At 71.6% G+C, this 23,489-nt stretch carries 30 protein-coding genes and 1 riboswitch; of the genes, 8 read left to right on the top strand and 22 right to left on the bottom strand.

Features of this window, described 5'->3' with window-relative positions:
* Positions 1-38: 38 nt before the first annotated feature.
* Together ACIGWZ_RS14780 and ACIGWZ_RS14775 are read right to left on the bottom strand one after the other, a co-directional pair.
* Positions 39-413, bottom strand: coding sequence for a VOC family protein (locus ACIGWZ_RS14780; RefSeq protein ID WP_400064336.1), 375 nt, complete (start codon positions 411-413; stop codon positions 39-41).
* On the bottom strand, positions 410-994 hold the full coding sequence (locus ACIGWZ_RS14775) for a TetR/AcrR family transcriptional regulator (RefSeq protein WP_400064473.1): 585 nt from the start codon (positions 992-994) through the stop codon (positions 410-412). Before ACIGWZ_RS14775 ends, ACIGWZ_RS14780 begins: the two co-directional genes overlap by 4 nt.
* Positions 995-1,225: 231 nt before the next feature.
* Between ACIGWZ_RS14775 and ACIGWZ_RS14770 the strand changes: the two genes are divergently transcribed.
* From ACIGWZ_RS14770 to ACIGWZ_RS14760, 3 genes are all read left to right on the top strand, one after another.
* Positions 1,226-1,663 (top strand): VOC family protein, encoded by a 438-nt coding sequence (locus tag ACIGWZ_RS14770; RefSeq protein WP_400064471.1) that lies wholly within the window; start codon positions 1,226-1,228, stop codon positions 1,661-1,663.
* A gap of 92 nt (positions 1,664-1,755) precedes the next feature.
* Positions 1,756-2,214, top strand: coding sequence for a carboxymuconolactone decarboxylase family protein (locus tag ACIGWZ_RS14765; RefSeq protein ID WP_400064334.1), 459 nt, complete (start codon positions 1,756-1,758; stop codon positions 2,212-2,214).
* 172 nt (positions 2,215-2,386) lie between these two features.
* Positions 2,387-2,623 carry a hypothetical protein gene (locus ACIGWZ_RS14760; RefSeq protein ID WP_400064332.1) on the top strand — a complete coding sequence of 79 codons (237 nt, stop codon included), beginning with the start codon at positions 2,387-2,389 and terminating at the stop codon, positions 2,621-2,623.
* Here the strand turns inward: ACIGWZ_RS14760 and ACIGWZ_RS14755 are convergent.
* Entirely contained in the window at positions 2,605-2,964 is a 360-nt protein-coding gene (locus ACIGWZ_RS14755) for a winged helix-turn-helix transcriptional regulator (RefSeq protein WP_400064330.1), read from the bottom strand. The genes ACIGWZ_RS14760 and ACIGWZ_RS14755 overlap by 19 nt on opposite strands.
* Before the next feature lie 78 nt (positions 2,965-3,042).
* The gene (locus tag ACIGWZ_RS14750) at positions 3,043-3,456 is read right to left on the bottom strand and encodes a VOC family protein (RefSeq protein WP_400064328.1); all 414 of its coding nucleotides are present in this window, start codon (positions 3,454-3,456) and stop codon (positions 3,043-3,045) included.
* 231 nt (positions 3,457-3,687) lie between these two features.
* Here ACIGWZ_RS14750 and ACIGWZ_RS14745 point away from each other — a divergent pair, with 231 nt between their 5' ends.
* Positions 3,688-4,269, top strand: coding sequence for a TetR/AcrR family transcriptional regulator (locus tag ACIGWZ_RS14745; protein ID WP_400064326.1), 582 nt, complete (start codon positions 3,688-3,690; stop codon positions 4,267-4,269).
* An 8-nt stretch (positions 4,270-4,277) separates the two neighbouring features.
* Here the strand turns inward: ACIGWZ_RS14745 and ACIGWZ_RS14740 are convergent, their stop codons facing one another.
* The 5 genes from ACIGWZ_RS14740 to ACIGWZ_RS14720 all read right to left on the bottom strand — a co-directional run bounded on the left by ACIGWZ_RS14740 (position 4,278) and on the right by ACIGWZ_RS14720 (position 8,589).
* Positions 4,278-4,862, bottom strand: a complete 585-nt coding sequence (locus tag ACIGWZ_RS14740) for an NADPH-dependent FMN reductase (protein WP_400064324.1) — start codon at positions 4,860-4,862, stop codon at positions 4,278-4,280.
* A gap of 124 nt (positions 4,863-4,986) precedes the next feature.
* A complete protein-coding gene (locus tag ACIGWZ_RS14735; protein WP_400064322.1) occupies positions 4,987-5,418 on the bottom strand; it encodes an ankyrin repeat domain-containing protein in 432 nt (143 codons plus the stop codon).
* Positions 5,419-5,596: 178 nt separating this feature from the next.
* Positions 5,597-6,838, bottom strand: coding sequence for a GNAT family N-acetyltransferase (locus ACIGWZ_RS14730; protein ID WP_400064320.1), 1,242 nt, complete (start codon positions 6,836-6,838; stop codon positions 5,597-5,599).
* A 131-nt stretch (positions 6,839-6,969) separates the two neighbouring features.
* A complete protein-coding gene (locus ACIGWZ_RS14725; RefSeq protein ID WP_400064318.1) occupies positions 6,970-7,989 on the bottom strand; it encodes an asparaginase in 1,020 nt (339 codons plus the stop codon).
* A 54-nt stretch (positions 7,990-8,043) separates the two neighbouring features.
* On the bottom strand, positions 8,044-8,589 hold the full coding sequence (locus ACIGWZ_RS14720; RefSeq protein ID WP_400064316.1) for an ABC transporter substrate-binding protein: 546 nt from the start codon (positions 8,587-8,589) through the stop codon (positions 8,044-8,046).
* A 367-nt stretch (positions 8,590-8,956) separates the two neighbouring features.
* Between ACIGWZ_RS14720 and dtd the strand changes: the two genes are divergently transcribed.
* A complete protein-coding gene (gene dtd, locus ACIGWZ_RS14715; protein ID WP_046926656.1) occupies positions 8,957-9,382 on the top strand; it encodes a D-aminoacyl-tRNA deacylase in 426 nt (141 codons plus the stop codon).
* 16 nt (positions 9,383-9,398) lie between these two features.
* Here the strand turns inward: dtd and ACIGWZ_RS14710 are convergent, their stop codons facing one another.
* The 6 genes from ACIGWZ_RS14710 to ACIGWZ_RS14685 form a co-directional block, all read right to left on the bottom strand.
* A complete protein-coding gene (locus tag ACIGWZ_RS14710; RefSeq protein WP_400064314.1) occupies positions 9,399-10,364 on the bottom strand; it encodes a YgfZ/GcvT domain-containing protein in 966 nt (321 codons plus the stop codon).
* A 21-nt stretch (positions 10,365-10,385) separates the two neighbouring features.
* Positions 10,386-10,823 (bottom strand): Fur family transcriptional regulator, encoded by a 438-nt coding sequence (locus ACIGWZ_RS14705; RefSeq protein WP_400064312.1) that lies wholly within the window; start codon positions 10,821-10,823, stop codon positions 10,386-10,388.
* 43 nt (positions 10,824-10,866) lie between these two features.
* Positions 10,867-11,895, bottom strand: coding sequence for an ABC transporter substrate-binding protein (locus tag ACIGWZ_RS14700; protein WP_400064310.1), 1,029 nt, complete (start codon positions 11,893-11,895; stop codon positions 10,867-10,869).
* 8 nt (positions 11,896-11,903) lie between these two features.
* On the bottom strand, positions 11,904-12,680 hold the full coding sequence (locus ACIGWZ_RS14695; protein ID WP_400064308.1) for an ABC transporter ATP-binding protein: 777 nt from the start codon (positions 12,678-12,680) through the stop codon (positions 11,904-11,906).
* A complete protein-coding gene (locus ACIGWZ_RS14690) occupies positions 12,680-13,723 on the bottom strand; it encodes a FecCD family ABC transporter permease (protein ID WP_400064307.1) in 1,044 nt (347 codons plus the stop codon). The genes ACIGWZ_RS14695 and ACIGWZ_RS14690 overlap by 1 nt, the downstream gene beginning before the upstream one ends.
* 120 nt (positions 13,724-13,843) lie before the next feature.
* A riboswitch (cobalamin riboswitch) is annotated at positions 13,844-13,915 on the bottom strand.
* Positions 13,916-13,995: 80 nt separating this feature from the next.
* Entirely contained in the window at positions 13,996-14,583 is a 588-nt protein-coding gene (locus ACIGWZ_RS14685) for an FABP family protein (RefSeq protein WP_400064305.1), read from the bottom strand.
* Between the two features lie 286 nt (positions 14,584-14,869).
* On the opposite strand from ACIGWZ_RS14685, the gene ACIGWZ_RS14680 reads away from it, so the two are divergent.
* Positions 14,870-15,235: a DsrE family protein gene (locus ACIGWZ_RS14680; RefSeq protein ID WP_400064303.1), complete on the top strand. Its 366-nt coding sequence runs from the start codon at positions 14,870-14,872 to the stop codon at positions 15,233-15,235.
* 34 nt (positions 15,236-15,269) lie between these two features.
* Here the strand turns inward: ACIGWZ_RS14680 and ACIGWZ_RS14675 are convergent, their stop codons facing one another.
* The 7 genes from ACIGWZ_RS14675 to ACIGWZ_RS14645 all read right to left on the bottom strand — a co-directional run bounded on the left by ACIGWZ_RS14675 (position 15,270) and on the right by ACIGWZ_RS14645 (position 19,555).
* Positions 15,270-15,560 carry a DUF3099 domain-containing protein gene (locus ACIGWZ_RS14675; protein ID WP_400064301.1) on the bottom strand — a complete coding sequence of 97 codons (291 nt, stop codon included), beginning with the start codon at positions 15,558-15,560 and terminating at the stop codon, positions 15,270-15,272.
* Between the two features lie 122 nt (positions 15,561-15,682).
* Positions 15,683-15,970 (bottom strand): DUF1416 domain-containing protein, encoded by a 288-nt coding sequence (locus ACIGWZ_RS14670; RefSeq protein WP_030660503.1) that lies wholly within the window; start codon positions 15,968-15,970, stop codon positions 15,683-15,685.
* 40 nt (positions 15,971-16,010) lie between these two features.
* The gene (locus tag ACIGWZ_RS14665) at positions 16,011-16,856 is read right to left on the bottom strand and encodes a sulfurtransferase (protein ID WP_400064299.1); all 846 of its coding nucleotides are present in this window, start codon (positions 16,854-16,856) and stop codon (positions 16,011-16,013) included.
* Positions 16,857-17,042: 186 nt separating this feature from the next.
* On the bottom strand, positions 17,043-17,150 hold the full coding sequence (locus ACIGWZ_RS14660) for a putative leader peptide (RefSeq protein WP_393538362.1): 108 nt from the start codon (positions 17,148-17,150) through the stop codon (positions 17,043-17,045).
* Positions 17,151-17,376: 226 nt separating this feature from the next.
* Entirely contained in the window at positions 17,377-18,075 is a 699-nt protein-coding gene (locus ACIGWZ_RS14655; RefSeq protein ID WP_400064296.1) for a DUF2993 domain-containing protein, read from the bottom strand.
* 159 nt (positions 18,076-18,234) lie between these two features.
* Complete coding sequence (locus ACIGWZ_RS14650; protein ID WP_400064294.1) at positions 18,235-19,281, bottom strand: hypothetical protein; 1,047 nt, start codon at positions 19,279-19,281, stop codon at positions 18,235-18,237.
* Positions 19,282-19,291: 10 nt separating this feature from the next.
* Complete coding sequence (locus ACIGWZ_RS14645; protein WP_400064292.1) at positions 19,292-19,555, bottom strand: MoaD/ThiS family protein; 264 nt, start codon at positions 19,553-19,555, stop codon at positions 19,292-19,294.
* A 150-nt stretch (positions 19,556-19,705) separates the two neighbouring features.
* Here ACIGWZ_RS14645 and ACIGWZ_RS14640 point away from each other — a divergent pair, with 150 nt between their 5' ends.
* The gene (locus tag ACIGWZ_RS14640; RefSeq protein WP_400064291.1) at positions 19,706-21,439 is read left to right on the top strand and encodes an ABC transporter ATP-binding protein; all 1,734 of its coding nucleotides are present in this window, start codon (positions 19,706-19,708) and stop codon (positions 21,437-21,439) included.
* An 83-nt stretch (positions 21,440-21,522) separates the two neighbouring features.
* Positions 21,523-23,424 carry an ABC transporter ATP-binding protein gene (locus ACIGWZ_RS14635; protein ID WP_400064469.1) on the top strand — a complete coding sequence of 634 codons (1,902 nt, stop codon included), beginning with the start codon at positions 21,523-21,525 and terminating at the stop codon, positions 23,422-23,424.
* Positions 23,425-23,489: the final 65 nt, after the last annotated feature.

The following is a 23,489-nucleotide window of genomic DNA, read 5'->3' as shown; positions in this document are numbered from 1 at the left end:
GCCCTGACGCCGACGGCCCGCCGCGCCCTCGGGCGCGGTTACGCCGGGGACATGATCTCGTAGAGGTTGCGGGAGTCGTCGGCGAAGAAGAGGCCGCGGGCGCACAGCGGGTGGTCGGTCCGCCCGTTGTCCGGCGAGGCGGGGTCGTTGCCGTACGGGATGCCCGCCGTCCGGATGCGGGCGAGGATCGCGTCGAATGTCTCGGGGTCGACGTCGAAGGCCAGGTGATGGCCTTCGGGGTCCGGCACGCTCATGAAATCGAGGGTGAGTTCCGCGTTCACGCGGACCGGGGCGAAGTGCCCCGTGCGGCCGGCCGGCGGGAGCTCCTCGAGCCCCATGACCGTCGCGAAGTACCGGGCGGCCGCGCGGTGGTCGACGGCCGGGACGATGGTGTGATTCAGGCTGACGGTCATCGAGCGGTCCCCGGGTCGTTGAGGGTGCCGCGCAGCAGTACGGCGATGAGCTCTTCCGGCGTCAGCGGGGCGTCGGGATCCGCGGTCGGGGTCTGCATCCGCGTGAAGAGCAGGGCGAGGAAGGCGGAGGCCACCTTCTCGGGCGGCAGGCGCAGGGCTTCCCGGTCGGGCTCTATCAGGGCGATGACGCCGTTGCGCAGGGCGGCGAAGGACCGCGCCCGGCTGTCCGGCGCCGGGCGGTCGGCCGGGCGGGCGGGGCCGCCGGCTTCCCGCCCGCGGCGGTGACCGGAGGAGTGCAACGAGCCGACGACGGCGCCCACCCGCTCCAGATGGGCATGCAGCGCCTCGGCCGCCTCGGTCAGCCGTATCTCGAGGGGCTCGGCGAGGTCGATGGAGGCGAGCTCGCGCAGCACATGGTCCGCGCCGACCGCCTCCGCGACGCAGGCGTCCAGCACCTCGTCCTTGTCCTTGAACGCCCGGAAGATCGTGGCCTCCCCGATTCCGGCGGCGCGTGCGATCTGGCTGGTGGTGACGGCCGCTCCGTACTCCACCACGAGCGGCAGGGCGGCCGTCACGATCATCACCCGGCGCTGGTCGATGCTCATGCCGGGGGCGCGGCGGCGGGGCTCGGCCGGGCCGGCGGACTCCGTTTCCGTGGTTCCTGACGTTCGTTGCGTCATGTCATTCATAGTGCGGAGTGAGTACTCACTCCGTCAAGCGTTGTGTCCGACGAATGTGAGCGCAAGCGCGCCGCCTGCCCTTTACCTACACTTTTGTCCGTCGCCTCGACGGAAGGACGACGCGTGATGGGCATGGCATGGAAGCTCGAACTGGTGCCGGTTCCGGTGTCCGACATCGACCGGGCGAAGCGCTTCTACAGCGAGCAGATGGGATTCGTCGTCGACCACGACACCCGCGTCGGCGAGGACGTGCGCGTTGTGCAGCTCACGCCGCCGGGGTCGGGCTGCTCCATCGTCATCGCCGCTGGTGCGGGCGTCGCGGCGGCGGAGCCGGGGTCGGTGCAGGGGCTGCAGCTCGTCGTCTCCGATATCGCGGCGGCCCGCGCGCAATTGGTCCGGCGGGGGGTGGCGGCCGGTCCTGTACAGCACGTGGAGAACGGGGCGATGGCGGAGGGGCCGGGCGAGCCGTGGAACTCGTTCGTCTACTTCAGGGATCCGGACGGCAACGGCTGGGCTCTTCAGGAACGGCCGGCCGAGGGCGTGGCGGAGGGTGTGGGGCGTAGCGGGTGAAAATTCCGGCCGCCGCCGGTCACATTCCTTCCTCGGGGTCCGTCAGTGCAGTGAGAGCAGGTAGTGCTGACGGAATCCAGAGGAGAGAAACGATGACGGCACGTATGCAGAACCCGGTCGCGGTCCTTCCCGACGCCCTGAAGCCGATCCTGGCCGTGCTCGAGGCCGCCAAGCAGGGCGGCGTGCCGGAGGCGACGCTGGAGCTGGTGCATCTGCGCGCCAGCCAGATCAACGGCTGCAGCTTCTGCGTCGACCTGGGCACCCGCAGCGCCAAGAAGGCGGGCGAGACCGATGAGCGGCTGCACGCGGTGGCCGCCTGGCGGGAAGCGCCGTACTTCACCGACGCCGAACGGGCCGCACTGGCGCTCGCCGAGGCCGCCACCCGGCTGGCCGACCGGCCCGACCCGGTGCCGGACGCGATCTGGGACGACGCGGCCGACCACTACGACGAGCGGCAGCTGTCCGCCCTGATTCTGTGGATCGGCGTGACCAACCTCTTCAACCGCCTCAACGCGACCACGCGCCAGGTCGCGGGGGAAGTGACCTGGTAGCGGACCTGGTGGCGGACCTGGTGGCGACCCCGGTGATGGACCCGGTGACGGGGGCCCGGCGGCGGGCCCGGTCGCGGAATTCCGGTTGCCCCCTCTCGTTCCGATGCGCTTGCATTGAAACGCCCGCCGCGACGCGCGCGGCGGGCCGGAACGAGCGAAAGGGCGGGGCGCCATGACGGAGACCGACGACGGACTCGCGCGCGCCAACCGGGCGTTGGAGCACTACGGGCTGTCCGAGGCCGGCTGGCGTCGCACCCCCGGTGAGAACCTCCAGGAACTGCTGGCGGATCTCCTGCGGTGGTGCGACGCCACCCAGCACGGCTTCGACCGGGCGTTGCGGGCCGCTCGGGCGTCGCATGCCGCACGGGAGCGGGGGGCCGGCGGGAGCGGTCAGGTCCCCGCCGGGTGACGCTGGGGGAAGGTGGCCTCCAGATGCGTCATGTGGGCGCGGCCCCAGGCGCCGAGCGGGGCCAACGCCTCGTTGAGGGAGGCGCCCAGGTCGGTGAGGGTGTACTCGACCTTCGGCGGGACCTGGTCGTAGACCTCGCGGTGCACGATGCCGTCGGCCTCGAGTTCGCGGAGCTGCTGGGCCAGCACCTTCTCGCTGATCTTCGGCAGCTCCCGGCGCAGTTCACCGAACCGCCGCGGGCGCTCGGCCAGGGCCCACAGCAGCAGCACCTTCCACTTGCCGCCGATCACATCCACGGCGGCGTCCAGACCGCATTCGTACGGACCCTTGCGTGCGCTCATGCGCCATGCCCCCTGCCATCGTTCCGGTCGAGGGGAAATTATCCGCCGGGCAGTTGTCCGTCGGGCGGGGGGCGGGCGTCACAGCCCCTGTGCCGCCATCCATTCCGGATCCGGGTCGATGTCCTGGAGCACCTCGATCAGGGTGCCCTCGGGGCCCCAGACGTTGAAGCGGCGCTGCCCCCAGGGCTCGTCGCGAAGCGGTTCGGCTATGGGGACGCCCTTCTCGCGCAGGGCGGCCTCCTCCGCCGCCGCGTCCTCCACCAGGAAGCCGAGGAGTACGCCGCCGGTCTCCTGGGCGCGGAACCCTTCGGGCATCGCCTCGTGGCCGCGCTGCACGAAGTCGAGGGCGTAGTCGGGGTGTTGGGGGTGCTGGAGGCTGGCGTACCAGCCGAGCTCGGCGAGCGGCCGGAAGCCGAAGTGGTCGGCGTAGAAGCGGGTGCTGGCGGCGACGTCGTCGGTGAGCAGGGCGGTGCCGATCTTGGTGAATCGCATACGGGTCTCCTCGCGTTGGTGCCGTGACGAGCGGTCGCGCGGCGCGGGGTGAGCGCGCAGAACCCACGGCCATCAACCACTCCAGTTGTAGTGATGCAGTTATAGTACTCTGACCGTAGTGGTTGCAAGAGGTTTCGAGATCCAGTTCTTTCGGGATCCAGAGGGTCCGGGGTCCGGTGGATTCCGGACCGCACGGTTTCCGGGTGCGGGCTCGAGGAGGGAGAAAGTGCAATGGTGCGTAATCCGGAGCGGCGTACGGCCCTGGTGGACGCCGCGATCGAGGTGCTGGCGCGGGACGGCGCCCGCGGGCTGACCTTCCGGGCCGTTGACGCGGCCGCGGCGGTGCCGAACGGGACCGCGTCCAACTACTTCTCCAGCCGCGACGATCTGCTGGCCCAGGTCACCGGCCAGATCCACCAGCGCATCGCCCCCGACCCGGACGAGGTCGCCAAGGTGATGGCGGCGCCGCCGAGCCGGGCGCTGGTGGCCGAGCTGATGCGCTGGATCAACCGCCGGGTGACGGAGAACCGTACGGGCTATCTGGCGATGCTGGAGCTGCGCCTGGAGGCCACCCGGCGGCCCGAGCTGCGGGCGGAGCTGACCCGGGTCATCCGCGAGACGCTGGACGAGGACATCCGCTTCCATCTGGAGGGCGGGCTGCCGGGTGACCGTACGGCCGTGACGCTGATCTATCTGGCGATGACCGGGCTGATGCTGGAGCAGCTCACGCTGCCGGGCGTGGTGCCGGCCGAGGAGACGGACGGGCTGATCTCCGAGCTCGTCGACCGGACGGTCGGCCCGGAAGGCGAGTAGGGGAGAGGCTAGGCGCCGTACGGCCGCGCCAGCCGGGCCTCCCGGAGGGCCACTGCCCACCAGGTCAGCTGCCCGAGCAGGGCGTCGGCGGCCCTCGCCACCGGGGCGGGATCGCGCAGCTCGCCCTCGTCGTCGAAGGGCTTGCCGGCGAGCGGGAAGCTGACCGTCTCGCGCACCGTGGTGGCGTGCAACTCGGCGAAGACCAGCCGGAGTTGCTCAACGGCGCGCAGGCCGCCCGAGACCCCGCCGTACGAGACGAAGCCCACCGGCTTGGCCTGCCACTGCGGGTGCAGCAGGTCGATGGCGTGCTTGAGCGGGGCCGGGAAGGAGTGGTTGTACTCCGGGGTGATCACGACGAACGCGTCCGCCTGGTCGACCCGCTTGGCGAACGACGCAAACGCCTCGGTGCCGCCGCGGAGTTCGTACGGACGGATGACGTCCAGATCGATGACGTCGATGTCGATGTGGGGGTGGGTCTCGGCGTGCCGGGTGAACCAGTTCGCGACGACGGGCGCGAACCGGCCCTCCCGGGTGCTGCCGACGATCACGGCGAGGGTGTAGCGGTGCTCGGACGGGGAGTGCTGCGCGGACATGCGGGGCCCTTCGTGGCGGGAGCGCGCGGCTGGGAGAGCGCGCGCACGGCGGTGTTGCCGTCAGGGCCCCGACGCTAAGACCTCAAGCAATGTTGAGGTCAAGGCGTTCCGTCGTACCGCTCCGTCACTCCTCGCCGAAGAGCTTCAGCAGCTCCGTCTTCTCGAACATGCGCGCGGTGTCGATCGCCGACGGCGTGCCCGCGGCCGGGTCCGCGCCGTGTGCGACCAGGATTTTGATGACCTCGTCCTCGCCCTTGAAGACCGCCCCGGCGAGCGGCGTCTGGCCCCGGTCGTTGGCGCGGTCGGCGTCGCCGCCGCGCCGCAGCAGGGCCTCCACGGTGTCCGCGTGGCCGTGGTAGGCGGCGAGCATCACGAGGGAATCGCCCTTGTCGTTCGTCAGGTTGGCGGGCACACCCGCGTCCACGTACGCGGCGACGGTGTCGGTGTCACCGTGCCGCGCCAGGTCGAACACCTTGGCCGCGAGCTGCAGCACCTCGGGGTCGTGCGCGTGCTCGATCGCCTCGGGCCCTTGCGGCTCGGAATTCGCGTCGCTCATGGTCGCCGGCCTCCTGCTGTGGTGGGTGGTGCCCCGGTGCATCGGAGGTGCACCGGGGCGCGCGTGGACTGTGGTCTGTCCTCGCCACCTTATGCAGGCCGGGGGTGCGGGGCAGCGGTCGCGGCCGCCGTTTCGGCGGGGATCGCGCGGCGCCGTCGGGCCGGCCGGAAACTCCCGGTCAGAATATGTCCGGACACCACGGCCGACGCGGCGTGTGCAGCAGCGTGTCGGCGGTGGCGAGCGCGCCGGGCCGTTCCTCCCGGACCCGGCCCAGGGCCGCCAGCCGGGCGGCCGCCGCGTCGCCCAGACAGAGCGCGCCCAACTCGCCCACGTCCAAGGTGAGTTCGGCGGAGCGGGTGGTCGGTGTGCAGCGGGCGCCCTCCGGGGCCGCGTCTAGGAGGAAGCGGCCGCCGGCCAGCCCGGCGCGGTCCTCGACCTCCAGGACGAGGCTGCCGGCCACCGGGTACGTACGGGCCTCCAGGAGGCGGGGCACGTCCAGGGGGCGCAGCCACAGGTAGTCGGAGTGCTCGTCGACGGCCGCCGCCCGCGGGTCGCCCAGGAAGTCCGGCAGCAGATCGTCGGGCGCGCGGAGGCCGGTGTGGACGTGCTGCACCCAGTCGATCGAGCACAGGAAGTGCCACAGGGCCCGCTCGGCGGCGGGCGAGGTCGCGATCAGACGGTGCACCTGCGCGGCGTTGTCCGGCCGCTTGGCCTCCCAGCGCGCCGCGTAGGCGTATTCGGCCAGGCCCTCGATCTCGCCGGCGGGGGAACGGTAGACGGCGAAGTGCCGCTCCTCCGCGGTGTCGCCGGTCAGCCGTACGGCCCCGGTGGCGCGCTGCCACCACTGCTCACTGCGGGAGACCGTGCCCGGCACGTGGACGCGGAAGCGGTCATGGAGGCCGGGCCCGAACTCGCGGACCTCCTCCGGGGTGACGAAGTCGATCCGGCCGCCGCTCTCCGGGGCGGCGTGCCGCGGGTCGAGCGCGGCGCGGGCCGTATCGATGCGCCAGCTGGTGGTCCACGTCGCCGGGCCGAAACCGAACCGCCCGTAGATCGGGTACTCGGCGGCGATCAGGCTGGCCACGACGTCGCCGCGTTCCTTGGCGGCCCGCAGGTCGTTCGCCATGATCCGGCTCAGCAGGCCGCGGCGGCGGTGGGTGGGCAGGACGGTCACGGCGGAGACGGCATCGGCGGGGACGACGGCGCCGCCCACCACCGTCAGCTCCTGCGGGAAACTGCGGAAGGTGGCCACGCAGCGACCGCCGTCATACGCGCCCCAGGTCCGCTCGGGGTCGTAGTCCGCCTTCCGGAAGGCGACGTCCTCGTCGGTGGCCGTCGGCGGGCGCAGAAAGCCCGTTGCTGCGGCCACGATCCAGCCGTGGAGGTCGTCGTCGCCGACCGTACGGATTTCTAGACTCATGGCGGCACGCTAGTCACGGGTGGGCGGGTGCGTCGCACGTTTTTTCGCTTTCGGCCCCGGCATCGGCCCGGAGGCGGACGCCGAGGCCGCGAGCGCCGCCCGCGAGGAGGCCCCGGGACCTCGGACCGGCGTCAGAACGCCGCGCGGATCTCGCCCACACGGGTCCCGCCACCCAGCAGCGGTACGTCCTCGATCTGTGCCAGCACCGGGTCGTCGATGCCCATCTGGCGCAGGACGCGGGCCAGCACGGGGCCCAGGGTCCGGGTCGCACCATCGTCGATCTTGAAGGCCAGGGCCCGGCCGTCGGGCAGGGCCAGCGCCTGGACCGCCTCGGCGCCCATCTTGGACAGGGTGCCGGGCAGGGCCCGCATCAGCCAGGTGTCAGGGCGACGGGTGCCGGCGACGTATTCGGGGTGGGCGCGCATCGCGTCCGCGACCCGGCGCTCCGGGGTGCCGGGCTCGGCCAGGACGAAGTGGCGGAAGGAGCGGGCCAGGCCGGTCAGCGACAGGGACATCAGGGGGGCGCCGCAGCCGTCCGTGCCGATGTGGGCGACGTCCTCGCCGCTGGCCTCCCGTACGCCCGCCAGGACCAGCTGCTGGAGCGGGTGGTCCTGGTCCAGGTAGGAATCGAGCGGCCAGCCGTTGAGGGCGCTGGCGGCCAGCATGGCGGTGTGCTTGCCGGAGCAGTTCATGGCGAGCGGGTCGCGGACGTTGCCCGCGGCCAGGTAGGCCTCCGCCTCCGCCGGGTCCAGGGGCAGGTCGGGCGGCGTCTGCAGCTGCGCGGCGGTCAGGCCGTGCTCGGCGAGCATGGTGCGGACGAGGTCGAGGTGGAAGGGCTCACCGGAATGGCTCGCGGCGCTCAGCGCCAGCCGCTCGTCCGAGAGCTCCAGGCCGGCCCGCAGCACGGCGGCGGCCTGCATCGGCTTGTTGGACGAGCGGGGGAAGACGGGGGCGGCGATATCGCCGAGCGACCACTCCACGGCGCCGTCGGCGGCCAGGACCACCAGGGAACCGCGGTGGCGGCCCTCGACGAAGCCGGAGCGGACCACCTCGGCGAGGACGGGGGAGACGGCGGCGTCCGAGGACTGCGCAGATACCGGTGCGGATATCGGGGTGGATATCGGTGCGGACATCGGGCTGGGCGAGGTCATCGGCGGCCTTCCGGAGGGATCGGGTGGACCCGCGCCTGGAGGCTTGTGGCCTGGTCAGGACAGCAGGTCGTCGACTTGTGCTTCTCCTTCACGGTACCTGCGGGCAATCTCCCCGCTGCAATCGTCGGCCGTCCGTTGCAGCGACTGGCGGCGCCGCGAGATCTGGCGCTCGTAGCGGATCAGCCGCGCCATCGCCGCATGCAGCTCCTCGTCCGTCCGCGCGCCCAGGTCCGACAGCTCCACCTCGCCGAGCATCTCCTCGGCCAGCTGCCGGTACTCCTCGCTGTGCGGCGTGCCCAGCGTCACATGCCGGGCCGAGGAGCGGTGCCGCGACGGGACGTCCGTGAGGATCTCGGGAAGGCGGTCCAGCAACGGCGAATGCGGCGTGGTGCGGTGGGCGATCTCCGCCCGCAGGATGTCGATCCGGCCCTGCAGCAGCCGCCGCAGATAGCTCAGGTCGGCCTCCTCCTGCTGCGAGTCCCGCCGCACCACCCGCAGCTCGGGCAGGCCCAGGCCGGACAGGTCGGGCGTGGCGACGGGGCGGAAGCGGTCTCGCTGCTGCGGCGGGCGGGGGTGCTGCGCCTGGCCTGCCTGGGGCATGGGGCCATCCTCGGTGCGGGCGGGCTCGATGCGAGCCGTTGCCGTGGTCGTCAGGGCGGTGGGGGGCGTCGGAGGGAGAGGCGTCTCCGGGGCGGTCGGTCTCGTACGGGCGGTCGACGGCACGGGCGCGGTCGGTGTCGTACGGGCGGCTGGTACGGGACCGGGTGTCTGCCCGGAGCCGGCAGTGGTCATGGATCGTTCCGTCCCCTTGTCCGGTGCGGCATCCTGGGCATGTTGTCCATGAAACGCACCACGTGCACGCATCGTGCCACTCTGGGCGGTCCGTGTGCAGGGCGAGGGCACCCGAACGGCCCCTGTAGGGGTACGGCCGTCCGAACGCCGAGAACCTCGGGGCATGATGGCGCGTATGCGAGCAGTGGTACAGAGGGTGGACGGCGCACGCGTCGAGGTGGCGGGCGAGACGGTCGGGGAGATCGTCGGGGAAGGGCTCTGCGTGCTGGTGGGAGTCACCCACGAGGACACCCGCGAGAAGGCGGCACAGCTCGCCCGCAAGCTGTGGTCGGTACGGATCCTTCAGGGCGAGAAGTCCTGTTCGGACAACGGGGCGCCGCTCCTGGTGATCAGCCAGTTCACTCTCTACGGTGACGCCCGCAAGGGTCGCCGCCCCACCTGGAACGCCGCCGCCCCCGGCCCGGTCGCCGAGCCCCTCGTCGACGAGGTCGTCGCCCAACTCCGCGCCCTGGGCGCCCGGGTGGAGACCGGCCGCTTCGGCGCGGACATGAAGGTGTCCCTGACGAACGACGGGCCGTTCACGGTGCTGGTCGAGGTCTGACCCCGGCCGCGCACCGCTACGGCTCGACCACGACCTCCTGAGCCGCCGCCGTCCCCCCGGCCATCAGCTCCGCGTCCACCGGGACGTTGCGCTTGACCAGGGCGAGGGCGATCGGGCCGAGCTCGTGGTGACGGGCCGAGGTGGTGACGAAGCCGAGCTGGCGGCCCTCCTCGCCGTCGGCGGCCAGGCGTACGGGGGCGCCGTGCGGGGGGAGGTGGACCTCGCTGCCGTCCAGGTGGAGGAAGACCAGGCGGCGCGGCGGCTTGCCCAGGTTGTGGACGCGGGCGACGGTCTCCTGGCCGCGGTAGCAGCCCTTCTGGAGGTGCACGGCGGTGCCGATCCAGCCCAGCTCGTGCGGGATGGTGCGGTGGTCGGTCTCCAGGCCCAGGCGCGGCCGGTGCGCCTCGACGCGCAGCGCTTCGAGGGCGAGGATGCCGACGGCCGGGCCGTGCGACGCCGCGAAGGACTCCAGCTCGGCGCGGGGCAGGAAGAGATCGCGGCCGTGCGGGGTCTCGCGTACGACGGCGCTCTCGGGCACCTCCGAGATGGAACCGGCCGGCAGGTGGACCACGGCGATCTCCGCCGTGCGGTCGGCGACCTCGACCCGGTAGAAGAACTTCATGCTTTCCAGGTAGGCGATCAGCGCTTCCTGGTTGCCGGGCTCGGTGTGCAGCCAGGTCGTCCCGCCGTCGTCGACGAGATACAGGGCGTGCTCGATGTGGCCGTGCGCGGACAGGACCAGCGCCTCGGTGGCCCGGCCGGGCGGCAGCTCGCTGACGTGCTGGGTGAGCAGCAGATGCAGCCAGCTCAGCCGCTCGGGGCCGGTGACGGTGATCACGCCGCGGTGGGAGAGATCCACGAAGCCGGAGCCGTCGGCGAGGGCGCGTTGCTCCCGGAAGAGATCGCCGTAGTGCGCGGCGACGCCTTCGTCGGGGGCCTCGGCGGGGACGGCACCGGGCAGCGACAGCAGAGGGCTCTTCATGGAAGCCAGCCTACGGCGCGCTCACCCGTCGCTCCGAGCGGCCTTCTCCGTGCACGCCGCACACCGCCCGAAGATCGCGAAGTGCTTCATATCGGTCTCGAAGCCGAACTGCCCCCGCAGTTGGGTCGTGAGGGGCTCGGCCACCGACAGGTCCGCCTCGATGACGTCCGTGCAGTCCCGGCACACCAGGTGGATGTGGTGGTGCCGGTCGGCCAGGTGGTACGTCGGCGAGCCGTGTCCGAGGTGCGCGTGGCTGACCAGCCCGAGTTCCTCCAGCAGCTCCAGGGTCCGGTAGACCGTGGAGATGTTCACGCTGCCCGCCGTCTTGCGCACCTCGGTGAGGATGTCGTCGGGGGTGGCGTGCTCCAGCCTGTCCACGGCCTCCAGGACGAGCTGGCGCTGTGGGGTCAGGCGGTACCCGCGCCTGCGGAGGTCGCTCTGCCAGTCGGTGGTCACCACATGCCCAGTGTAGGAGGGCGGACGGCGGGGCGTACGTGCCGAGTCAGCCGCCTGCCCGCACGCCGCGCAGATAACGGGCCAGATTGCTGATCGCGCCGGGGTTGCGGGGGCTTTCGACGAGGTCGGCGTAGTCCATCACGTAGATCCGGTCGTGCTTGACGGCGGAGACGTTGGCGAGCGGCCCGTACGACTTCAGGAAGGCCTTCTTCCGGGCGGCGGAGGTGTCGCCGTAGTTGTTGATCACGATGACGTCGGGGTTGCGGGCGACGACGGTTTCCCAGCCGACGGTCGTCCAGGAGTCCTTGAGGTCCTTCATGATGTGGTCGCCGCCGGCCTTGGTGATGATGTCGTGCGGGCCGGCGTATTTGCCCGAGGTCAGCGGCTTGTCGCGGCCGTCGTCGTAGAGGAAGACGGAGGGGCGGCGGGAGGGGGCGGGCGCCTTGGCGGCGGCCTCGGCGACCTGCTTCTTGTACCGCTCGACCAAGGCGTCGGCGCGGTCCTCCACGTCGAAGAGCTTTCCGAGGTTCCTCAGGTCCGTGTACAGCGCCTCCAGGGGCGGCATCACGCCGCGGGCGGCACCGTCCCTGCCGTGGTGGCAGGACTCGGTCAGGACGTAGCTGCCGATGCCGAGTTTCTTGAGGGAGGCGGGGGTGAGGCCGTTGTCCTCGCCGAAGCCGTAGTTCCAGCCCGCGAAGACCAGGTCGGCCTTGGCGTCGAGGGCCATTTCCCTGGTGAGGGCCTTCTTGGAGAGCCAGGGGACCTTGTCGTACGCGGCTTTCCAGGGGACGGCGTCGATGTTGTCCTTGTCATCGGGCATGACGTAACCGGCCATCCGGTCCTCCAGGCCGAGCGCGAACATGATCTCGGTGATGCCGACGTCGTTGGTGACGACGCGTCGGGGCGGGCGGGAATAGGTGGTGGGGGTACCGCAGTTGTCGATCGTGACGGGGTAGTGGGCCGAGGGGCGGTGAGCGGTGTTCTTGGTGTCGGGGGCCACGTGCGCGCCGCAGCCGGTGAGCGCGAGGGCGAGGACGGCGAGCAGGGCGGGGGCGGGGCGGCGGGGGATGGCCATGGTGGTCCTCAGGCGGGGTCGGTCAGTCGGTCGAACAGCAGCTGCGGGGCGCCCGTTTCGGGATGGCGTACGCGATGCGCGCGCACACCGAATACGTCGGCGAGCAGCTCGGCAGTGAGGACGTCGTGCGGCGGGCCGGAGGCGACGATCCGGCCGTGGGCGATGACGTAGAGCTCATCGCAGTGCACGGCGGCCAGATTGAGGTCGTGCAGGGCGGTGAGGACCGTCAGGCGGCTGTCGCGGACGAGGGCCAGCACCTCCAACTGCTGGGCGATGTCCAGGTGGTTGGTGGGCTCGTCGAGGACGAGCACCTGCGGCTCCTGGGCCAGCGCGCGGGCGATCAGTACCCGCTGCTTCTCGCCGCCGGAGAGGCTGAGGAAGCCGCGGCCGGCCAGATGGTCCGCCCGGACGCGCGCCAGCGCCCGCTCGCACACCGCGGTGTCGGTGGCGCTCGCCCGGCCCGAGCCGCGCTGGTGCGGCAGCCGGCCCATCGCGACGACCTCGGCCACGGTGAAGTCGAACTCCGTGCTCGCCTCCTGTGGCAGCGCGGCCAGCAGCCGGGCGCCCTCGCGCGCGTCCATGGCGTGCAGGTCCGCGCCGTCCAGCCGTACGGTCCCGGCGGCCGGCCGCAGCGCGCGGTAGACGCAGCGCAACAGGGTCGACTTGCCGCTGCCGTTGGGGCCGACCAGCCCGACCAGCCGCCCGCTGCCGGCCTCCAGGGCGATGTCGTGGACCAGTCGCCGCCCGGCCACGTCCACGGAAAGCTCTGCGATGTCGATCCGCATCAGGCACCGCCTCCGAAGCTGTAGCCGCGCCGCCGCAGCAGCAGCACGAAGCAGGGCACGCCGATGACGGCGGTGAGCACGCCGACCGGCAGTTCCACGGGCGCCAGCAGCACCCGGGAGAGCAGATCCACCCAGACCAGCAGCACGGCGCCCAGCAGCGGCGCGACGGCCAGCACCCGGCGGTGGTCGGCGCCGACCAGCATCCGCGTCACATGCGGCACCATCAGCCCGACGAACCCGATCGCGCCGCTGACCGCGACCACCGCCCCGGTGACCGCGGCGGCGACCACGAACAGCTCGCGGCGCAGCCGCCCCGCGTCCACTCCGAGGGCGGCGGCGGTCTCGTCGCCCATGGCCAGCGCGTTCAGCCGGCCCGCCGAGAGCAGCAGATGGGCCAGCGCGGCGGCCACCGCGGCCGCGGCGATCGGCACCGAGCCCCAGCCGGCCCCGCTCAGGCTGCCCAGCAGCCACATCATCGCCGAGCGGGCCGCCTCGCCCCGGTCGGCGGTGAACACCATCAGGGTGGTGATCGCGGAGAAGCCGTAGTACATCGCGGTGCCGGTCAGGACGAGCCGCAGCGGGGTGAGGCCGTGGGCCGTACGGGCGGCCGCGTACACCAGGGCCATGGCGATCAGCGCGGAGACGAACGCCGACACCGACAGCGCCCAGATGCCGAGCGCGCCGAGCGCCCCGAAGAGCAGGACGGCGTTGGCGCCGACGGCGGCGCCGGAGGAGATGCCGAGGACGAAGGGGTCGGCGAGCGCGTTGCGGACCAGCGCCTGGACGGCGACACCGATGGCGGAGAGCCCGCCGCCGACGACCGCCGCCAGCACGGCCCGGGGGAAGCGCAGCTCCCAGACGATGGTGTACGCGGAGACCTCGTCGGGCGCGAGGGTGCCGCCGGTGAATCCGGCGCCCAGATAGCGCAGCACCTGCGGCCAGCTCACCCCGGCGGCGCCGAGCCCGACCCCGCAGAGCAGGGAGCCGGCGAGGGCGACGGAGAGCACCGCCACCAGGGGGGCGGTACGGGCGGGGCTGGCCAAGGGGCGAACGCCTTCGGCTCGGGCCGGGTCCGTACGGGGAAGGAGCGGCGGCCCGGAGCGCGAGGCGGGGCGACGTCCCCTCGCAGTCCACGGCGAGTTGTCAGGATCGGGCGCCGCCGCGGGCGATCGGGCTTGCGGAAGGGATTCCGCACACCGTTGCGGGTCAGCGCCGGACTCTCACCGGACTTCCCCCGCGGGGCGCGTCAAGCTGGGTGGTGCTGGGTGGTGCGTTGTGGTGCGTGTGGTGGCCGGCGGTAGCCGTGCGGGGCCGGTCAGCCCTCGTAGGGCGTGCCGTCCGGGCGGAAGAAGGAGACGCCGTCGGGCATGTCGTCGGGCAGGCTCTCCGCCCATGCCTTCAGGTCGGCGACCTTCTTCAGATGCGCCGACATGTAGGGCCGCAGCGGGACGTCGGGGGTGGCCTTCTCGCCGACCCACATCAGGTCGCCGTTGACGTAGCCGTAGAGCCGCTTGCCGCCGCTGTACGGGCCGGACGAGGCGGTGCGGGCGACGGCGTCGGTGGCCAGGTCGATCTGCGGCTTCTGGTCGGCCAGCTCGCCGTACCAGACCTCCGCCACGCCCTGGTCGCGGACCATCACGATCTCGACCTTGCGGGCGGCGTCGATGCGCCAGTAGCCGCTCTCGGTCTCCAGGGGGCGGACCTTCTTGCCCTCGCCGTCGAGCACCCAGCTGTGTGAGGTGTATTCGAGGAAGTCACGGCCGTCGTGGCTGAAGGTGACCTCCTGCCCGAAGTTGCACTTTTCGGCGCCCGGGAAGTCGGCCACGCCCGCGCCCTCCCAGGTACCGAGGAGGAAAACGAGCGGCACGAGGGCCGGGTTCAGGTCGGACGGGATCTCGATCATGAGAGCTCAGGCGATCTATAGAGAGGGGAGGGGTTTGCTCGGCGGGACCGTCAGCGCTGGCCCTGGTACAGCTTCTTCCAGGTCAGGCCGGCGAACGCGATGACGCCGACGGCGACCAGGACGAGCAGGGTGGTGAAGACTGCCTCAAGCACGAGCGCGCTCCTTGGGCGGAGTGTGGTGTAACGGACCGCCTGTGAGTCTAGTCGGCGCCGGTGACCGCGGCGCTGTGAGGTCCGTCCCGGCGTTCGGGGCGGCCCATCCCCGGCCACCGGCCTACCCTGGCGGTATGGCCAAGAAGCTCGTGATCAAGGTGACGGCGGGTGCGGACGCGCCCGAACGGTGCTCACAGGCCTTCACGGTGGCGGCGGTGGCGGTGGCCGACGGCGTCGAGGTGTCGCTGTGGCTGACCGGGGAATCGGTGTGGTTCGCGCTGCCGGGGCGGGCGGCCGGGTTCGAGCTGCCGCACGCGGCGCCGCTGCCGGAGCTGATCGACGGGATCCTCGCGGGCGGCGGGGCGATCACGGTGTGCACCCAGTGCGCGGCGCGGCGCGGCATCGAGCAGAAGGATCTGATCGGCAAGGCGGGGATGGCCGGCACCCAGGTCTTCGTCAGCGAGATCATGCCGGAGGGCGTGCAGGCGCTGGTGTACTGAGCGGCCCGCACCGCCCGGCCGGCCCCGCACCGCCCTACTGGGGGTGCTGCTCGTCGTCCCGGTCGTCCAGCTCGCGCCACCAGCGGTCGGACTCCGGGTCGCCGGACTCGTCCCACCAGCGCTCGCCGGGCTCCCGGCGGTTGCCGACGATCGCCGCGACGGGCGGGATGACCATGGCGACCACGCACATCGCCACCGCGGCCGGTACGGACCACAGCCGCACCACGCTCCACGCCAGCACGAACAGCACCAGGCACACGCCCATCAGGACGAAGTACCTGCGATGGCGGCGCTGCGCTGCCGACAGCCGACGGTGCGCGTACATAAGTCCACGGTAAGTCCGCAGATGACCGGAGAGAAGCCGGTCGGCAGCGCGGAGGGCCGCACCCCGGCAAAGGCGTCCAAACCCCTGGGGTGCGGCCCTCCGGCCGTACGGAGTGCCGTGTGTCAGACGGCGATGGCGACCTCCGCCAGGCCGCCCTTCTGGGCGACGACGGTGCGGTCGGCGGTGCCGCCCGGAACGAGCGCACGCAGCGTCCAGGTGCCTTCGGCCGCGTAGAACCGGAACTGCCCGGTCGCCGAGGTGGGGACCTCGGCGGTGAACTCGCCGGTGCTGTCCAGGAGGCGGACGTAGCCGGTGACGGGCTGGCCGTCACGGGTCACGCTGCCCTGGATCGTGGTCTCACCGGGCTTGATGGTCGAGGCGTCGGGGCCGCCTGCCTGTGCTCCACACATGGGGGTACTTCCTTGAGGGGTAAGGGAGAAGCTCTGGGGATTACTTGTTGGCGCCGAGCTCGATCGGCACGCCGACCAGCGAGCCGTACTCCGTCCAGGAGCCGTCGTAGTTCTTGACGTTGGTCTGGCCGAGCAGCTCGTGCAGCACGAACCAGGTCAGCGCGGAGCGCTCACCGATCCGGCAGTAGGCGATGGTGTCCTTCGCCAGGTCGACGGACTCCTCCTCGTAGAGGGCCTTGAGCTCGTCGTCCGACTTGAAGGTGCCGTCGTCGTTGGCGTTCTTCGACCACGGGATGTTGCGGGCGCTGGGCACGTGGCCGGGGCGCTGCGACTGCTCCTGGGGGAGGTGAGCGGGCGCGAGCAGCTTGCCGCTGAACTCGTCGGGGGAGCGCACGTCGACGAGGTTGAGGTTGTCGATCGCGGCGACGACGTCGTCACGGAAGGCGCGGATGGAGGTGTCCTGGGCCTTCGCCTTGTACGCGGTGGCCGGGCGCTCGGGCACCTGCGCGCCGTCGACCAGGTCGCGCGAGTCCAGCTCCCACTTCTTGCGGCCGCCGTCGAGCAGCTTGACGCCGTCGTGGCCGTAGAGCTTGAAGTACCAGTACGCGTAGGAGGCGAACCAGTTGTTGTTGCCGCCGTAGAGGACGACGGTGTCGTCGTTGGCGATGCCCTTCGCCGAGAGGAGCTTCTCGAAGCCCTCCTGGTCGACGAAGTCGCGGCGCACCGGGTCCTGGAGGTCCTGCTTCCAGTCGATGCGGACCGCGTTCTTGATGTGGTTCTTGTCGTAGGCCGAGGTGTCCTCGTCGACCTCGACGATCACGACCTTCGGGTCCTCGAGGTGGGCCTCGACCCAGTCGGCGTCTACGAGGACGTCGCTACGGCTCATGTTCTTCTCCTCCGGGGCAGTTGCGGGGGGCAGTGGCAGGTTTGCACGCGAATACGCCATTTGTGCGCTGCGGCACCCCATGTCGGACGGGGGTCCGTACGAGGGGCTGTGCGCGGCGTTGCGCGGGGGACATGCAGGGACGGCTCGAGGGGCCGCGCCGGGTGAAGACGGGGAGCGGAAGGCCCGTCAGGCAGGGCGACAGAGCATGGCGGCGACGCGGCACAGGTCGACTGCCCGCCGCTTCGTCAGTACCGCCTGTCTCCGTGGACGGAGACCGCTCAATGCGCTCTGCATGGCACCGATCGTAGGGACGGACGACCGGGCGTGTCACCGGTGCCTCAAATGCTGAGACGTGATTGTCCGCGATATGGGATGCGCCGCCCCGGAGGAGGGGTGCGGGCGGGTCCGCGGCGGGCGGTGAGCGGGTGGGGGGTCTGGCGTACGGACGGTGGCGTCTCAGGAAGTGGACGCGGTGCGCGGGCGGGCCGGTGGGGCGGCCCGCCGCGGGAGCCCGTCCGGGTCAGCTGGGCAGCTTGACGTCCGTCCCGGAGGCGGTGAGGGAGATGCCGTCCGCCTTCGTCACGACCTTGTCCAGCTTCAGGTTGCCGGGCAGTTGGGTCAGCTGCCACTTGTGGTCCGTCTGCGAGCGCACGCTCTGCTGGCAGCGCGGGAGGGCCTGGCACATCGCCGGGATCTCGTCCGCGCGCAATGTGACGGTGTTGCCCGAGACGGTGAGGGAGCCGGTCACCTCGAGGGTGTTGAGGACCGGGACGTTCGGCGAGATCTTGACCTGGCTGCGGCCGTTCTTCTCACCGGCGTAGCTGATCTTGACCTGGCCGCCGGCGGCCTTGGTCAGATCCGCGTAGGAGATGTGGGCGTTGCCGGTGGCCGAGGCGGCGCTCTCGATGGAGGTGTAGTCGCTGCCCAGCGTCACGTCGTGGAACTGGGCGCTCAGCCTGTCCACCCGCAGGGTGTGCCCGTCGGCGTTGGCCGACATGCCGCCGAGCTCCGCGTCGACCTCCGTCAGGTTGCGGCCGACGATCTGGGTCAGGAACGGGAAGCCCTTGATCGAGACCTCCGGGGTCTTCTCCAGGCCCTGACTGCTGCGTATCTTGTCCGCGGCCATGCCCTCGGCGTAATTCACCGCGACGCGGTCGCCGATGACGAACAGCGCGCCAAGTATGACGACGATGACCAGCAGCACTCGTAGTGCACGCATCGAACCACTACCCCCACACAAGGGCCGGACCCCCGGCCATGTCTTCGGTGCAAACGGCACAGGCCCCCTGCCCGTGCACCGGGGAGCCTAGACGAGGACTCCCGGCGGGCGCGCCCGGCGGCCACCGGGAGGCACGATCTCTCCCGGTGGCGGAGCCCGTCAGCCCAGGGCGCGGCCCAGGACGTACACGGCGGGCGCGGCGAGCGCCAGCGGCAGTGCCACGCCCGCCGTCATGTGCACGAACCGCGAGGGGTAGTCGTAGCTGGCCACCCGCAGGCCGATCAGGGCGCAGCCGCCGGCCGCCAGGCCGAGCACCGCGCCGGACGTGCCGAAGCCGGTCAGCTGCCCGGCCCCGATACCGGCGCCCGCCGCCGCGATCAGGGCGACGGCCACCGAGGCGAACGAGGGCAGCCGCAGTGCGCGGGCGAGCGTCGCCACGGCGACCGCGGCGGCGCCGACCGTGACCGCGCGGGGGGCGGCGGCCAGGTGGCCGGAGGCGAGCACCGCCAGCGCGGTCGAGGTGAGACCGGCGGTCAGCGCGTACATCCGCTCGTCGGCGCTGGAGCGGTTGCGCAGCTGGAGGACGAGGACGAACAGACACCACACACCGAGCGTGCCGATGGCCACCACGGGCGCGTCCGCGCGGTCGGTGGCCAGCAGCGCGACATCGGTGGTGACTCCGGCCAGGAAGGCGAGCGCGATGCCCTGACGGGCGGGCCACATGCCGTTCAGCCGGAACCAGCCGGCCGCCGTGACCGCCTGGAGCAGCACCACCGGCACGCAGAGCGCCGGACGGGCCAGCGGCGCGGCCAGCGCGAGCAGCGCGGCGAGGACGGCCGTCAGCACGGCCGGCTGCATCCCGGGCGCGATGATCGGCGACCGGCCCTCGGCGCGGGCGCGCTGGTTGGGCGCAAGGTGCGCGGTGGACGCGGGCGCGGCGGCGGGCCGGGCCGGCTGCGGGTGCTGCCGGGCGTCCGGCTCCTGCGGCGCCAGGGTGGCCTGGTGGTGCTGGGCGGGGAAGGCGGCGGGGTCCGCGGGGGGCGGCGTGCCGTAGCCGTCCTGGCCGTACTGCTCGTAGCCGTGCCCGTACTGCTGCTGCGCATACGGGTCGTACGGCTGCTGCGGCGCCGGCTGCCGGCCGTACGGGGCCCCGTAGGGATCCTGCGGCTGGTACCCGGGGTACTGCTGCGGCTGGTTGTCGCTCATGATCGTGTGCTCACCCTCCGGCGAACGGGGGCAGGACCTCGACGGTGCCGCCCTGGGACAGTTCGACCGTCGCGTGGTCCTGGGAGCCGACGGTGGTGCCGTTCACCAGGAAGGAGCAGCGCATGAGGACGCGTGCGAACTCCGGGTTGGCGGCGTGCGCGGCGCGCGCCGCGTCCAGTGCCTCGGCGAGCGTGCTCGCTGCGTACGGCTCCTCGGCCGTACCGGCCGCGGCCTTGGCCGCCGCCCAGTAACGCACGGTGCCTGTTGTTGTCACGACGGCCCCTTCTCCTTCGTTGCCGCCACCATGATGGCGTACGCGGCGACCGGCCCGGCTCCCGGCTGGAGCCGGGCGACGGTGGGTGCCGCGCCCCCGCAAGCCCGGATATTCGATTGCCGAGGGCAATTTTTCCCTTAAGCTCGGTCCGTGTTGGTCCGACTCGCGCGGGCGCATCTGCGGCCCTACAGGCGCTCCATATCCCTGATCGTGCTGCTCCAGCTGATCCAGACGCTGGCCAACCTCTACCTCCCGACCCTCAACGCCGACATCATTGACAACGGTGTCGTCAAGGGAGACACGGGCTACATCCTGGGCCTGGGCGGCTTCATGATCGCCGTCACGGTCCTGCAGATCGTCTGCGCCATCGGTGCGGTCTACTTCGGCGCCCGTACGGCCATGGCCCTGGGCCGGGACGTCCGCGCCGCCGTCTTCGACCGCGTGCAGTCGTTCTCCGCCCGCGAAATGGGCACCTTCGGCGCGCCGTCGCTGATCACCCGGACCACCAATGACGTCCAGCAGGTCCAGATGCTGGTGCTGATGGCGTTCACGATGATGGTCTCGGCGCCGATCATGTGCATCGGCGGCGTGGTCATGGCGCTGAACCAGGACGTGACGCTGTCGGGCACGCTCCTGGTCATCGTCCCGGTCCTCGGGATCTTCCTCTCGCTGATCGTGCGCCGGATGCACCCGCTCTTCCGCGGGGTGCAGACCCGTATCGACACGGTCAACCGCGTGCTGCGCGAGCAGATCACGGGCATCCGTGTCATCCGCGCCTTCGTCCGCGACCGGCACGAGCGCGAGCGGTTCGCCGCCGCCAACACCGATCTCTTCGACATCTCGCTGCGCGCCGGCCGGCTGATGTCGATGATGTTCCCGCTGGTCATGCTGATCGTGAACCTCTCCAGCGTGGCCGTCGTCTGGTTCGGCGGGCTGCGCATCGACAGCGGCGACATGCAGATCGGCGCGCTGACGGCGTTCCTCAGCTACCTCATGTACATCCTGATGTCGATCATGATGGCGACGTTCATGGTGATGATGCTGCCGCGCGCCGAGGTCTGCGCCGAGCGCATCCAGGAGGTGCTGGGCACGGACACCAGCGTCGTCCCGCCCCGGAACCCCGTCACCGAGCTGCGCCGCCGCGGCGAACTGGAACTGCGTCACGTCGAGTTCCGCTTCCCGGGCGCCGAGGAGCCGGTCCTCAAGGACATCTCGCTGACCGTCCGCCCCGGCGAGACCACCGCCGTCATCGGCTCGACCGGCTCCGGCAAGTCGACCCTGCTCGGGCTCGTACCGCGGCTGTTCGACGCCACCGGCGGCACGGTCCTGGTGGACGGCGAGGACGTCCGCACCCTCGACCAGGAGACGCTGGCGAAGGCCATCGGCCTGGTCCCCCAGAAGCCGTACCTCTTCTCCGGCACGGTCGCCACCAACCTCCGCTACGGCAATCCGGACGCCACCGACGACGAGCTGTGGCGCGCCCTGGACACCGCCCAGGCGCGCGAGTTCGTCGAGCGGATGGACGGCGGCCTGGACGCCGCCATCGCCCAGGGCGGCTCCAACGTCTCCGGCGGCCAGCGCCAGCGGCTCGCCATCGCCCGCGCCCTGGTCCGCGGGCCCGAGATCTACCTCTTCGACGACTCCTTCTCCGCGCTCGACTACGCCACCGACGCGGCGCTGCGGGCCGCGCTGTCGCGGGAGACGGACCGGGCGACGGTGGTGATCGTCGCGCAGCGGGTGTCGACCATCCGCGGCGCCGACCGGATCGTCGTCCTCGACGGGGGCAGGGTCGTCGGCACCGGTACCCACACCGAGCTGATGGCCGGCAACGACACGTACCGGGAGATCGTGCTCTCCCAGCTCACCGAGCAGGAGGCGGCGTGACCACCGCGGACAAGAAGGCGGCCGCCCCCGAGCCCACGGCGGCGCCCAGACGCGGGCCCGCCCCGATCCACGGGCCCGGCCGGATGATGAGCGGGCCCACCGAGAAGTCGATGGACTTCAAGGGCTCCGGCAAACGGCTGCTGTCCCAGATGCGACCCGAGCGCGCCGTCATCGCCGTCGGACTGCTGCTCGGCGTGCTGGGCGTCGCGCTGACCGTGACGGCGCCCAAGATCCTCGGGCACGCCACCGACCTGATCGTGGCCGGCATCGTCGGCCGTCCGCTGTCCGAGGGACTCACCAAGGCGCAGGCCGCGGCGGAGCTGCGCGCGCACGGCCAGGGCGGGCTCGCCGACATGGTCAATGCGCTGCCGGTCGTCCCCGGCCACGGCATCGACTTCGGCGCGGTGGGCGTCGTCCTCCTGTGGACGACGCTGATCTACGCCGGAGGCTCCCTCTTCGGCTTCGTCCAGGCGCGGATCGCCACCCGCGTCGTCCAGCGGACCGTCTTCCGGATGCGCGAGCAGGTCGAGGAGAAGCTGGCCCGGCTGCCGCTGAGCTACTTCGACAAGCAGCAGCGCGGCGAGGTGCTCTCCCGTGCGACGAACGACATCGACAACATCCAGCAGACGCTGCAGCAGACCCTCAGCCAGATAGTGACGTCGCTGCTGACCATCTTCGGCGTCCTCGCCATGATGTTCTGGATCTCGCCGCTGCTGGCGCTGGTCGCCCTGCTGACCGTCCCGCTCTCGGTCCTGGTGGCCACCAAGGTCGGCAAGCGCGCCCAGCCGCAGTTCGTCCAGCAGTGGAAGACGACCGGCAAGCTCAACGCGCACATCGAGGAGATGTACACCGGGCACTCCCTGGTCAAGGTCTTCGGCCGCCAGCGGGAGTCCGCCGAGCTCTTCCGCGAGCAGAACGACGCGCTCTTCGCCGCCGGGTTCAAGGCCCAGTTCATATCCGGGATGATCCAGCCCGCGATGATGTTCATCGGGAATCTCAACTACGTCCTGGTGGCCGTCGTCGGCGGGCTCCGGGTGGCCTCCGGCGCCCTGTCCATCGGCGACGTCCAGGCCTTCATCCAGTACTCCCGCCAGTTCAGTCAGCCGCTCACCCAGGTCGCCTCGATGGCCAACCTCGTCCAGTCCGGCGTCGCCTCCGCCGAGCGGGTCTTCGAACTCCTCGACGCCAAGGAGCAGGACCCCGATGCCGAGCGCCCGACCCGCCCCGATCACGTCACCGGCCGGGTCGCCTTCGAGGACGTCTCCTTCCGCTACGACGACGACAAGCCCCTCATCGACGGCCTCTCGCTGAGCGTCCACCCCGGCCAGACCGTCGCCATCGTCGGCCCGACCGGCGCCGGCAAGACCACCCTGGTCAACCTCCTGATGCGGTTCTACGAGGTCCGCGGCGGCCGGATCACCCTCGACGGCGTCGACATCGCCGCCATGTCCCGCGAGGAACTGCGCGGCCACATCGGCATGGTCCTCCAGGACACCTGGCTCTTCGGCGGCACCATCGCCGAGAACATCTCCTACGGCGCCCCCGAGGGCACCTCCCTCGACAAGGTCATCGAGGCCGCCAGGGCCACCCACGTCGATCGCTTCGTCCGCACCCTCCCCGAGGGCTACGACACGGTCATCGACGAGGAAGGCGGCAATGTCTCGGTCGGCGAGAAGCAGCTGATCACCATCGCCCGCGCCTTCCTCGCCGAGCCCGCCATCCTGGTACTGGACGAGGCCACCAGCTCGGTCGACACCCGCACCGAAGTCCTCATCCAGCACGCCATGGCCCAGCTCCGCACCGGCCGCACCAGCTTCGTCATCGCCCACCGGCTGTCCACGATCCGCGACGCGGACCTCATCCTCGTCATGGAATCCGGCGCCATCGTCGAGCAGGGCAGCCACGACGAGCTGTTGGCGGCCGGTGGCGCCTACGCCCGGCTGTACGCGGCGCAGTTCGCGGAGGCGGTGGCGGAGCCGGAGTGAGGCACCGAGGCGGCCCGGGGCGCCGGTCGGGACGACGGTGTCGGAGCGCGCACCCGTGCGCCCCT

Origin of the sequence: Streptomyces sp. NPDC053427 (genome assembly GCF_044544985.1) — a bacterium.
Taxonomy (GTDB): domain Bacteria; phylum Actinomycetota; class Actinomycetes; order Streptomycetales; family Streptomycetaceae; genus Streptomyces.
Note: the sequence above shows the minus strand (reverse complement) of the source record. Positions and strands in the feature narration are given on the sequence as shown.

Excerpts from the sequence above, each read along its gene's own strand:
- ACIGWZ_RS14780 (WP_400064336.1), bottom strand. The coding sequence starts at position 413 with ATGACCGTCAGCCTGAATCACACCATCGTCCCGGCCGTCGACCACCGC.
- ACIGWZ_RS14775 (WP_400064473.1), bottom strand. The coding sequence starts at position 994 with ATGATCGTGACGGCCGCCCTGCCGCTCGTGGTGGAGTACGGAGCGGCC.
- ACIGWZ_RS14770 (WP_400064471.1), top strand. The coding sequence starts at position 1,226 with ATGGCATGGAAGCTCGAACTGGTGCCGGTTCCGGTGTCCGACATCGAC.
- ACIGWZ_RS14765 (WP_400064334.1), top strand. The coding sequence starts at position 1,756 with ATGACGGCACGTATGCAGAACCCGGTCGCGGTCCTTCCCGACGCCCTG.
- ACIGWZ_RS14760 (WP_400064332.1), top strand. The coding sequence starts at position 2,387 with ATGACGGAGACCGACGACGGACTCGCGCGCGCCAACCGGGCGTTGGAG.
- ACIGWZ_RS14755 (WP_400064330.1), bottom strand. The coding sequence starts at position 2,964 with ATGAGCGCACGCAAGGGTCCGTACGAATGCGGTCTGGACGCCGCCGTG.
- ACIGWZ_RS14750 (WP_400064328.1), bottom strand. The coding sequence starts at position 3,456 with ATGCGATTCACCAAGATCGGCACCGCCCTGCTCACCGACGACGTCGCC.
- ACIGWZ_RS14745 (WP_400064326.1), top strand. The coding sequence starts at position 3,688 with ATGGTGCGTAATCCGGAGCGGCGTACGGCCCTGGTGGACGCCGCGATC.
- ACIGWZ_RS14740 (WP_400064324.1), bottom strand. The coding sequence starts at position 4,862 with ATGTCCGCGCAGCACTCCCCGTCCGAGCACCGCTACACCCTCGCCGTG.
- ACIGWZ_RS14735 (WP_400064322.1), bottom strand. The coding sequence starts at position 5,418 with ATGAGCGACGCGAATTCCGAGCCGCAAGGGCCCGAGGCGATCGAGCAC.
- ACIGWZ_RS14730 (WP_400064320.1), bottom strand. The coding sequence starts at position 6,838 with ATGAGTCTAGAAATCCGTACGGTCGGCGACGACGACCTCCACGGCTGG.
- ACIGWZ_RS14725 (WP_400064318.1), bottom strand. The coding sequence starts at position 7,989 with ATGACCTCGCCCAGCCCGATGTCCGCACCGATATCCACCCCGATATCC.
- ACIGWZ_RS14720 (WP_400064316.1), bottom strand. The coding sequence starts at position 8,589 with ATGCCCCAGGCAGGCCAGGCGCAGCACCCCCGCCCGCCGCAGCAGCGA.
- dtd (WP_046926656.1), top strand. The coding sequence starts at position 8,957 with ATGCGAGCAGTGGTACAGAGGGTGGACGGCGCACGCGTCGAGGTGGCG.
- ACIGWZ_RS14710 (WP_400064314.1), bottom strand. The coding sequence starts at position 10,364 with ATGAAGAGCCCTCTGCTGTCGCTGCCCGGTGCCGTCCCCGCCGAGGCC.
- ACIGWZ_RS14700 (WP_400064310.1), bottom strand. The coding sequence starts at position 11,895 with ATGGCCATCCCCCGCCGCCCCGCCCCCGCCCTGCTCGCCGTCCTCGCC.
- ACIGWZ_RS14695 (WP_400064308.1), bottom strand. The coding sequence starts at position 12,680 with ATGCGGATCGACATCGCAGAGCTTTCCGTGGACGTGGCCGGGCGGCGA.
- ACIGWZ_RS14685 (WP_400064305.1), bottom strand. The coding sequence starts at position 14,583 with ATGATCGAGATCCCGTCCGACCTGAACCCGGCCCTCGTGCCGCTCGTT.
- ACIGWZ_RS14680 (WP_400064303.1), top strand. The coding sequence starts at position 14,870 with ATGGCCAAGAAGCTCGTGATCAAGGTGACGGCGGGTGCGGACGCGCCC.
- ACIGWZ_RS14675 (WP_400064301.1), bottom strand. The coding sequence starts at position 15,560 with ATGTACGCGCACCGTCGGCTGTCGGCAGCGCAGCGCCGCCATCGCAGG.
- ACIGWZ_RS14670 (WP_030660503.1), bottom strand. The coding sequence starts at position 15,970 with ATGTGTGGAGCACAGGCAGGCGGCCCCGACGCCTCGACCATCAAGCCC.
- ACIGWZ_RS14665 (WP_400064299.1), bottom strand. The coding sequence starts at position 16,856 with ATGAGCCGTAGCGACGTCCTCGTAGACGCCGACTGGGTCGAGGCCCAC.
- ACIGWZ_RS14660 (WP_393538362.1), bottom strand. The coding sequence starts at position 17,150 with ATGCAGAGCGCATTGAGCGGTCTCCGTCCACGGAGACAGGCGGTACTG.
- ACIGWZ_RS14655 (WP_400064296.1), bottom strand. The coding sequence starts at position 18,075 with ATGCGTGCACTACGAGTGCTGCTGGTCATCGTCGTCATACTTGGCGCG.
- ACIGWZ_RS14650 (WP_400064294.1), bottom strand. The coding sequence starts at position 19,281 with ATGAGCGACAACCAGCCGCAGCAGTACCCCGGGTACCAGCCGCAGGAT.
- ACIGWZ_RS14635 (WP_400064469.1), top strand. The coding sequence starts at position 21,523 with ATGATGAGCGGGCCCACCGAGAAGTCGATGGACTTCAAGGGCTCCGGC.